This is a genomic window from Bacillus sp. V59.32b (assembly GCF_003429085.1).
Lineage (GTDB): Bacteria > Bacillota > Bacilli > Bacillales > DSM-1321 > Peribacillus.
Map to the genome: position 1 here is coordinate 1 of NZ_QVTC01000077.1, position 9,049 is coordinate 9,049.

At 45.4% G+C, this 9,049-nt stretch carries 9 protein-coding genes and 2 other annotated features; all 9 genes read left to right on the forward strand.

Going from position 1 to position 9,049, the window contains the following annotated elements:
- Positions 1–173: 173 nt before the first annotated feature.
- The 9 genes from D0463_RS16175 (at position 174) to trpA (ending at position 8,494) form a co-directional block, all read left to right on the forward strand.
- On the forward strand, positions 174–1,133 hold the full coding sequence (locus D0463_RS16175) for an NAD(P)H-dependent flavin oxidoreductase (protein WP_117308411.1): 960 nt from the start codon (positions 174–176) through the stop codon (positions 1,131–1,133).
- A gap of 52 nt (positions 1,134–1,185) precedes the next feature.
- The gene (locus D0463_RS16180) at positions 1,186–1,458 is read left to right on the forward strand and encodes a UPF0223 family protein (protein ID WP_117308412.1); all 273 of its coding nucleotides are present in this window, start codon (positions 1,186–1,188) and stop codon (positions 1,456–1,458) included.
- Between the two features lie 85 nt (positions 1,459–1,543).
- Positions 1,544–1,781 (forward strand) — a binding site (T-box leader).
- Positions 1,782–1,815: 34 nt separating this feature from the next.
- Positions 1,816–2,059 (forward strand) — a binding site (T-box leader).
- 60 nt (positions 2,060–2,119) lie between these two features.
- Positions 2,120–3,511 (forward strand): anthranilate synthase component I, encoded by a 1,392-nt coding sequence (gene trpE / locus D0463_RS16185; protein ID WP_117308413.1) that lies wholly within the window; start codon positions 2,120–2,122, stop codon positions 3,509–3,511.
- Positions 3,495–4,106 carry an anthranilate synthase component II gene (locus D0463_RS16190; protein ID WP_117308414.1) on the forward strand — a complete coding sequence of 204 codons (612 nt, stop codon included), beginning with the start codon at positions 3,495–3,497 and terminating at the stop codon, positions 4,104–4,106. Before trpE ends, D0463_RS16190 begins: the two co-directional genes overlap by 17 nt.
- A complete protein-coding gene (gene trpD / locus D0463_RS16195) occupies positions 4,078–5,100 on the forward strand; it encodes an anthranilate phosphoribosyltransferase (protein ID WP_117308415.1) in 1,023 nt (340 codons plus the stop codon). Before D0463_RS16190 ends, trpD begins: the two co-directional genes overlap by 29 nt.
- Positions 5,101–5,871 carry an indole-3-glycerol phosphate synthase TrpC gene (gene trpC, locus D0463_RS16200; protein WP_117308416.1) on the forward strand — a complete coding sequence of 257 codons (771 nt, stop codon included), beginning with the start codon at positions 5,101–5,103 and terminating at the stop codon, positions 5,869–5,871.
- Between the two features lie 15 nt (positions 5,872–5,886).
- Positions 5,887–6,492, forward strand: a complete 606-nt coding sequence (locus tag D0463_RS16205; RefSeq protein ID WP_117308417.1) for a phosphoribosylanthranilate isomerase — start codon at positions 5,887–5,889, stop codon at positions 6,490–6,492.
- 15 nt (positions 6,493–6,507) lie between these two features.
- On the forward strand, positions 6,508–7,713 hold the full coding sequence (gene trpB / locus D0463_RS16210; RefSeq protein WP_117308418.1) for a tryptophan synthase subunit beta: 1,206 nt from the start codon (positions 6,508–6,510) through the stop codon (positions 7,711–7,713).
- A complete protein-coding gene (gene trpA, locus D0463_RS16215; protein WP_117308419.1) occupies positions 7,706–8,494 on the forward strand; it encodes a tryptophan synthase subunit alpha in 789 nt (262 codons plus the stop codon). The genes trpB and trpA overlap by 8 nt, the downstream gene beginning before the upstream one ends.
- The last annotated feature ends 555 nt before the right edge of the window (positions 8,495–9,049 follow it).

A 9,049-nucleotide genomic window follows, 5' to 3' on the forward strand; every position in this document is an offset into this window, starting at 1 on the left:
AGGACGTTGAATCATCATCCATGCATAGGCACCGCACGAGAAAATGCGTATGCCTTTTCCCTCTCCAATCAACTTTGTTGGAAAATTGACTGAGATATTACGTTAATCAATAAAAACTACCAGTTATGGTGAAGAGCCAAAAGGAATTATACACGAATGGAAGGGGAGCTTTCATGAACTGGAACACGAGAGTAACGGAATTGCTGGGCATTACATATCCGATTATACAAGGGGGGCTTGCCCATTTGGCTTATGCCGATCTTGCTGCAGCCGTTTCGAATGCAGGAGGACTTGGACAGGTCACTGCGATGAGCCTGCAGACGCCCGAGGATCTTCGAGAGGAAATCCGAAAGACAAAAAGCATGACCGACAAATCGTTTGGAGTAAATTTTGCAATCGGACAGCATGGAAGAACGTTTGAAAATTTTCTTGACGCAGCACTGGCGGAAGGTATTTCTGTAGTTTCCATTACTGGTGGCAACCCGGCTCCTTTTTTTGATTTATTAAAAGGGACAAATGTAAAGAAACTCGTCCTCGTTGCGGCAAAAAGGCAGGCAGTCAAGGCCGAAGAGTTGGGTGCGGATGCGGTAATGGTTGTCGGGCAGGAAGGTGGCGGACATTTAGGCAGGGATGATATTGGCACAACGGTGCTGATTCCCCAGGTGGCCGATTCTGTGTCGATACCGGTTATTGCTTCAGGGGGCATCGGTGACGGACGCGGGTTAATGGCCGGCCTCTCACTTGGAGCTGAAGGAATTGAGATGGGGACAAGATTTATTGCGACGAAAGAATGTGTGCACGCTCATACCCTTTATAAACAAGCCCTCATAGAAGGAGATGAAAATGGAACGGTTGTTATCAAACGGTCAATTGGTGCGCCTGCAAGGGTAATCTCCAATAGCTGGACTGACAGAATTCTCGAAATTGAAAAAGAACGTGGCGAGTATGAAGCGTTAAAGAATTACATAAGCGGGAAGGCAAACAAACGCTACATTCATGATGGAGAACTTGATGAAGGATTTGCCTGGGCAGGACAGGTAATGGGGTTAATCCACGATGTACCGACAGTTTCCGAGCTATTTGACAGAATGATAAAGGAAGCGGAAGCAATCAGGCAAAAATGGGCAACATAATCAAACGCACACTTTGGGAAGGTGTACTACTATTCTTAAGCAGGTGACACAAATGGATTATCAATACCCAACGGATATGGACTGGACAACGGAAGAAATCGTCGATGTCATTCACTTTTTTGAAGCGGTGGAAAAGGCATATGAAAGCAAAGTCCTGAAAGAAGAAATCATGTCAAGCTATCGCAGGTTCAAAGAAATCGTTCCTGGCAAGGCGGATGAGAAAAACTATACGGATGAATTCCAGGAAAGCAGCGGTTATTCAGCTTATTTGGTAATGAAGAAGGCCAAAGATGCACAAGATGGTGAATGGATTTCCATGAAATAATTTACACAAAAAATTCAAAATCTTTCGAGATAATTCTTGACTTAGCATCTACAAACGTTTTATTATGTTTAATAAGAATCATTAATAAACGGCATTGACGAAGAAGAGTAGCTTAATGGATGCATTTTAGAGAGCCGGTGGCTGGTGTGAACCGGTATGTATCGTTTAGTGAATGGCCTTCTGAGCCCCAAACTGAAACCGCTCGCGGAAGTAGGCTTTGGCGAACGCGCCTTATCGTTACAAAAGGCAGGCATTGATATGGATGCCGTAAAGTGAGCTTTTTAAGCTAATAAAGGTGGTACCACGGGTTCCTCGTCCTTTTGGATGAGGGCCCTTTTTGTGTTTTTTAATTGAATACGCAAATCGTTGAGTAAGAGTAAGTAGCCATTTTAGATGCGATACAGAGAGCCGGGAAAGGTGGAAACCGGTACGCGAAAGAGTGGTGAATGGACTTATGAGAGGCGCCTTGAATGAATAGTAGGGGAGCCCGGATTCCACCGTTACAGGGATAGGGTATATGTAAAGATGTACCCGAAAAGCGGGAAGGCGATCAAAAACCTTCCAAGCTGAGGTGGCACCGCGGTCAATAACCGTCCTCTGCAAACAGAAAAATCCTGTTTGCAGAGGACTTTTTTTTTAGAAAAAAAGGGGAAGTGATGATGTGAACAATAAGCTTAACTGCAAGCTGGAGACATTAGAGGGGGACACACATACTCCTGTTTCCTTATTTCAAAAGTTAGCCGGAAAGAAGAAATTTATGCTTGAAAGCTCTAACAAACACGAGGGAGATGGCCGTTACTCCTACTTAGGAAGCAGCCCGGCTTTCGAAATTATCTCTTTAGATAACGAGATAACTCTTACGGATTTGCGGGATAATTCGGTGGAAAGGCATAAAGGAAGGATACTCGACTTTTTAAAAACAGAGGTGTTAACAGAGACAGGTCCTGAATTGCCATTTCCTTTTTATGGGGGGGCGATTGGTTATCTTGGCTACGATGTCATCCGCCAGTATGAAGAAATCGGTGAGGTTCCTGATGATGAACTGAACATGCCTGAAGCCCACTTCATGATTTACAAGGAAGTGATTGTTTTCGATCATGCTTTGCAAAAAGTCCATCTCGTCTCCCTTGATGAATCTGAAACTGTGTTACAAGATCGAATCGATAAGATGAAGGAGCTCCTAACCCAGGAAAATCGCGTTATCAGCCGGGATAAAACAGCACTTAAGTTCCGCCCATCCATACCTAAAAAAAAATTCGAATCCCTTGTGAAGGAAGCGAAAAAATCAATTATTGCCGGCAAAATTTTTCAAATTGTACTTTCTCAGCGTTTCACATCCGGTTTTGACGGAGATCCATTCGAGGTCTACCGCAGGCTGCGTGTTAAAAATCCTTCTCCATATATGTTCTATCTTGATTTTGAGGACTATGCCGTCCTTGGCTCATCACCGGAAAGCATGATGAAAGTGAACGGAAGAAAGGTTGCTTTAAATCCAATTGCCGGCACAAGGCCAAGGGGAGACAGCGAGGAAGAAGACAATCGGTTGGAGGAAACCCTGCTCTCAGATGAGAAAGAAATCGCTGAGCATATGATGCTTGTTGATTTGGGCAGAAATGACCTTGGCAGGGTCAGCAAGATTGGTTCGATTGACATTACGGCATCGATGCTGATTGAACGCTACCAATATGTGATGCATCTTGTTTCCGAAGTGTCCGGTGAACTGGAGGAGGGCATCTCCGGTTTGGATGCATTGGCCGTTTGCCTGCCGGCGGGAACAGTTTCAGGCGCCCCGAAAATAGAAGCGATGAAAATCATTAATGAACTGGAAAACGTAAAGCGTGGCCTTTATTCGGGAGCAATCGGTTATATCTCATTTAACGGTGATCTCGATATGGCACTGGCGATCCGAACGATGATTATTAAAGATCAAACGGCTTATGTCCAGGCTGGAGCGGGAATTGTCTATGATTCCATCCCCGAAAAAGAATATGAGGAAACGATGAATAAAGCAAAATCACTAATGGAGGAAAAAGAACATGATTTTGTTAATTGATAATTATGATTCATTCACCTATAACCTGTACCAGTATCTTGCTGAACTCGGTGAAACGGTTGTCGTCAAGCGGAACGATGCGATTACGCTTGAAGAAATAGACGCCCTTAAGCCTGAAGCGATCGTAATTTCACCCGGACCTGGTCGTCCAGAGGAAGCCGGGATCTGCATCCCTTTGGTTAACCGTTTTTATCAATCGATTCCGATTCTTGGCGTGTGCCTCGGTCACCAGGCAATCGCGGCGGCATTCGGGGCGGACATCATCACCGCTAAACGGATTTGCCACGGTAAGACCTCGCTTATCACGCACAATGGGAAAGGATTTTTTGAATATCAATCACAACCGCTTGAGGTGATGCGATATCATTCCCTTGTCATCGACAGGGACACTTTGCCATACGAATTGGAAGTGATGGCGAGCGATATGAATGATGGTGAGATTATGGCCATCCGGCATGTTACGTATCCGGTATATGGCGTTCAGTTTCACCCGGAATCGATCGGTACGAAGACAGGTAAAAAAATGTTACATGAATTTATTATTCAAGCCGGGAGGGGAAAGAAGAATGAAATTCATTCTGGAAAAGTTATCTGAGCGAAAAACTTTATCAGAGGAAGAAATGCAGCTGGCGGCCGAATCTCTATTCTCTGAAGAAATAACCGACAGTGAAATTGCGGCTTTCCTTGTCGCCTTGAAATCAAAAGGGGAATCAGCAGACGAAATCGCTAGCCTTGTCCAGGTGTTACGTAATAAAGCGCTGCGCGTTACCCATAACCTCAAGAATGTGATGGACAATTGCGGGACGGGAGGAGACGGTTCGCAAAGCTTTAATGTAAGCACAGCTTCCGCTTTCGTAATCGCGGGAGCAGGTATTACAATCGCGAAACACGGGAACAGGAGTGTTTCAAGCAAGACAGGCAGCGCTGACGTACTGGAAAAGCTGGGCGTGGATTTACAAGCCGCACCGTCTCAGATTGAAGAAATGTTGATGGAGAATGGGATTGCCTTCTTGTTTGCTCCGCATATCCATCCCAAAATGGCCAGGATTATGAAGATTAGAAGGGAATTGAAAATCTCGACGGTTTTTAATTTAATCGGTCCGCTAACGAATCCTGTGGAATTGACGTCACAGCTGCTTGGCGTATACCGGAACGATATGCTGGAGCCATTTGCGAAAGTGCTCGATTCACTCGGAAGAAAACGGGCAATCATTGTAAATGGAGCAGGCAGTATGGATGAAGCAAGCCTTCAGGGGACAAACAGCCTTATCTTACTTGAAAATGGTGAGGTCAAGAGCTTTAGTCTCCATCCGGAAGAAGTCGGTCTTCCTGTTTATGATAACTCAGCAATAAAAGGCGGAGATGCCAAGAAAAACAGTGAAATTCTATTGGATGTGTTAAAAGGGAAAAAGGGTGCTTACCGAGATACGGTCCTGCTTAATGCCGGACTTGGTATTTATGCGAACGGCAAGGCCGCGACCATAAAGGACGGGATTGCACTAGCGAATGAGAGCATTGACAGCGGCAGTGCTCTTGGAAAATTGGAAACACTCATTTCATATAACAAAACCAAAAGCGGGGTGCTATAAATGCAGGATATTTTATCGGAAATATTGGCCCGCAAAGGGGAAGAAGTAGCGGAACTAAAGCGCTCCGGTTATGTCGTGGGCACGGAATTCACAACCCCTTGCACCTCGCTGTATGCAAACATTAAAAATAAAGATTCCATCGGCATCATCGCAGAAATTAAGCGGGCATCTCCTTCCAAAGGAGATATCGATCCTGATGTGATTCCTGCCCAGCAGGCAGGCGTTTATGAAGCCCATGGCGCTTCAGGCATTTCCGTTTTGACAGATACCGATTTCTTTAAAGGCTCCTTTGCTGATCTGGAGGCGGTCCGGGCGAAAGTTTCGGTCCCTTTGCTTTGCAAAGATTTCATGATTGACGAAATCCAGATAGACCGGGCGAGAAGGGCAGGCGCCGATGTCATCTTATTGATTGCGGCGGCTCTTTCGGTACAGCGCCATCAGGAATTGTACCGTTTTGCCAAATCATTAGGTCTTGAAGTGTTAACGGAAGTGCATGATGAACATGAATTGGAGCGGGCGGTCAGTTTAGGCGCGGAAATGATTGGCATTAATAATCGGGATTTAAAAACATTTCAAGTTGATTTAGCTGTTACAGAAAGGCTCGCGAAGGCACTTGGAAAATCTTCAAGCGCACTGATAAGCGAGAGCGGCATCAAGACAAAGGAAGATGTGCTGCGTGTAAAAGCAGCCGGGGCAGACGCAATTTTGGTGGGGGAGACCTTCATGAAAAGTGAGGATCTGCCGAATAAACTGGCTGAATTTCAACTATAGATTAGGAGTTTTTACATGTTAGTTAAAATCTGCGGGATTACGACAACTGAAGCAGCGCATGCGGCAGTGGACGCCGGTGCTGATTTAATCGGTTTTGTTTTTGCCGAAAGCAAGCGCCGCATTATTCCTGAACAGGCGGCGGAGATCATGGAAGAGGTGAAAGGCAAGGTCAGGGCTGTTGGAGTTTTTGTCAATGAAGATGTGGAAGAAATAAAGAGAATCGGGTCCATCGTCGGCCTTGATTACATCCAGCTCCACGGTGATGAAAATCCGAAATATATAGAGGATATCCCGTTTCCCGTAATTAAAGCGTTTGGAATCGGAGTTCACGAAGACCTTGAGCAGATATCTTCTTTTCAGTCGGATTATTATTTGCTTGATAGCCCAAAAGGCCAGTATCATGGCGGAAATGGTGTAGCCATTAATTTGGAATTATTAACAAATAAAAAGCTTCCCAAAGATAAGGTTATCCTTGCTGGAGGACTTACACCGGAAAATGTTGCATTAGCCATTCAAACCGTCAATCCGGGCGGCGTCGATGTCTCAAGCGGTGTCGAAACAAACGGTTCAAAGGATATTGAAAAAATTTATCGATTTGTGCGCAATGCTAGATTATCTTAAAGGAGATGGAGTGAAATGAACAGCTATGTTCAACCAGATAAAAACGGCCATTTTGGACCATACGGCGGCAGGTTTGTACCTGAGACATTAATGACCGCTGTCATTGAATTAGAAAATGCTTATGAAGAAGCACGAAAGGACGAGAGTTTTCAGAAGGAATTGGAATATTATTTAACTCAATATATCGGTCGTGAAAACCCTCTCTATTATGCAAGCAATCTAACAAAAAAGGCAAGCGGGGCGAAGATATATCTTAAACGTGAAGATCTGAACCATACAGGTGCCCATAAGATAAACAACACAATTGGGCAGGGACTTTTGACAGTGAGAATGGGCAAGAAAAAGGTGGTTGCCGAGACAGGGGCAGGCCAGCACGGAGTTGCCACTGCGACCGTTTGTGCACTGTTGAATTTAGAATGTGTGATTTTTATGGGGAAAGAGGATATCGCTCGCCAGAAGCTTAACGTATTTCGTATGGAGTTATTGGGAGCTAAGGTAGTTTCTGTGGACCAAGGGAGCGGCACACTTAAGGATGCCGTTAATGAAGCGCTCCGATACTGGGTTGCCAACGTAGATGATACTCATTACATAATGGGATCAGTGCTGGGACCCCATCCTTTTCCGAAAATTGTCCGAGATTTCCAAAGTGTCATTGGCACGGAAACAAAAAGGCAATTTGACAAAATGGAAGGCAGCCTTCCTGATGCAATCGTAGCTTGTATTGGCGGTGGCAGTAACGCGATGGGGATATTCTATCCATTTATTGAGGATAACGAGGTTTCCTTGATTGGTGTGGAAGCGGCAGGCAGCGGAGTAGATACGCTAGAGCACGCGGCGACCCTGACAAAAGGAAAACAAGGGATTCTTCACGGAGCGTTAATGTATGTATTACAGGATGAGGATGGCCAAATTCAGGAAGCTCATTCCATATCGGCGGGACTTGATTATCCGGGAGTGGGCCCCGAGCATAGCTTTTTAAAGGACAGCAACAGGGTTCAATACACTTCTGTGACTGATGCTGAAGCAATGGATGCCCTCGTGTTGCTGTCACAGACTGAAGGAATCATTCCGGCTTTGGAAAGCTCGCATGCGATTGCGTACGCGGTGAAGCTTGCAAAAGAAATGAAGTCAGATGAAAGCCTGGTTATTTGCCTGTCAGGCAGAGGCGATAAAGATGTCGAAACGATACAAAAGCGGATGGGAGGACTTTCGAATGGGTAAACAGCGAATTGATGAGGCGTTACAAAAGTGCGCCGAAAAGGGCGAAAAAGCTTTCATTCCTTATATTATGGCTGGTGATGGCGGACTTGATCAATTAAAGCAGCATTTGCTGTTTTTTGAAAAAGCGGGTGCTGATGTCGTAGAATTAGGAATTCCGTTTTCCGATCCTGTCGCCGACGGACCAGTCATTCAGCGCGCAGGAAAACGGGCTCTCGATTCCGGTGTGTCTTTGAGAAACATCATGGAAAAATTAATCGAAATCCGTAATGAAATAAACATTCCGATTATCTTAATGACCTATCTCAATCCGGTTTTTGCATATGGGATTGACCGTTTCGCACAGGATTGTCGCAAAGCTGGAGTCGATGGCTGTATTTTTCCGGACATGCCGCTGGAAGAAGAACGGTTTGTTTCCGAACCGATGAAACAGTCAGAAATCGCCATCATCAGGCTCGTAACATTAACAAGCCCCGAAGCAAGACTTAGAAAAATCGCCGATGGAGCGGAGGGCTTTCTCTATGCGGTTACCGTAAAAGGGATAACGGGAGCGAGAGATCATTTTGCGGAAGATACGGGCCAATTTTTAGAAAGGGTTAAGGCATTAAGCTCTGTTCCGGTTATGGCCGGGTTTGGTATTTCCACACCAGAGCATGTAAAGGAAGCTGGGAGATATTGCGATGGTACTGTCGTGGGAAGCAAGGTGGTCCAATGCCTGGAGAATGATGACTTTGATGCGATTTCCAAATTGATTGAAGCAGCAAAAAGCAAGGTGCTCGCCTGAAAAATGAAAGATGTAAGGGGAGCCAAAACTATATCGGTTAACAACTTAACACTCATAAATTCAACTTATATAGATGGCTTAAGATAAATGAATCAATTTCATATTTCCTTTTTATAAGGCTCTGTTAAACGATAATGTTGTTTTTGGGAAGGGAATCTGCGAGACTCCTGCGGAAAAACGGGCTGGCAAGACCCCGCAGCGAGGTACGAGTGAGGAGGCTTGCCAGTTCGTCCGCGGAAAGCGAGTAGATTCCATGACCATTTGAAAATCAACAATGGAATTTAACAGAGCCTTTTATGAAGAAACACAGACCAACAGAATATGCAGGTACTCAAAAAATGTTCTTAGTTTTGTACGCGTTGAATTGGGCTGTTGATTTCCGCTACAGGCGGACGCTTTCCGCGAGCGGTCCGTAGCCTCCTCGTCGCTTCGCTCCTGCGGGGTCTCACCTGGCCACCTTTTCCCGCAGGACGTTGAGTGATCATCCTCGAATAGACACCGCACGAGAAAATGCGTAGCATTTTCGAGGAGTCGCCGCCTGCAGCGAAAAGCAAC

Coding starts and splice junctions, on each gene's coding strand:
- trpC (WP_117308416.1), top strand. CDS start 5,101: ATGCAGGATATTTTATCGGAAATATTGGCCCGCAAAGGGGAAGAAGTA.
- D0463_RS16175 (WP_117308411.1), top strand. CDS start 174: ATGAACTGGAACACGAGAGTAACGGAATTGCTGGGCATTACATATCCG.
- trpA (WP_117308419.1), top strand. CDS start 7,706: ATGGGTAAACAGCGAATTGATGAGGCGTTACAAAAGTGCGCCGAAAAG.
- D0463_RS16205 (WP_117308417.1), top strand. CDS start 5,887: ATGTTAGTTAAAATCTGCGGGATTACGACAACTGAAGCAGCGCATGCG.
- D0463_RS16190 (WP_117308414.1), top strand. CDS start 3,495: ATGATTTTGTTAATTGATAATTATGATTCATTCACCTATAACCTGTAC.
- D0463_RS16180 (WP_117308412.1), top strand. CDS start 1,186: ATGGATTATCAATACCCAACGGATATGGACTGGACAACGGAAGAAATC.
- trpD (WP_117308415.1), top strand. CDS start 4,078: ATGAAATTCATTCTGGAAAAGTTATCTGAGCGAAAAACTTTATCAGAG.
- trpB (WP_117308418.1), top strand. CDS start 6,508: ATGAACAGCTATGTTCAACCAGATAAAAACGGCCATTTTGGACCATAC.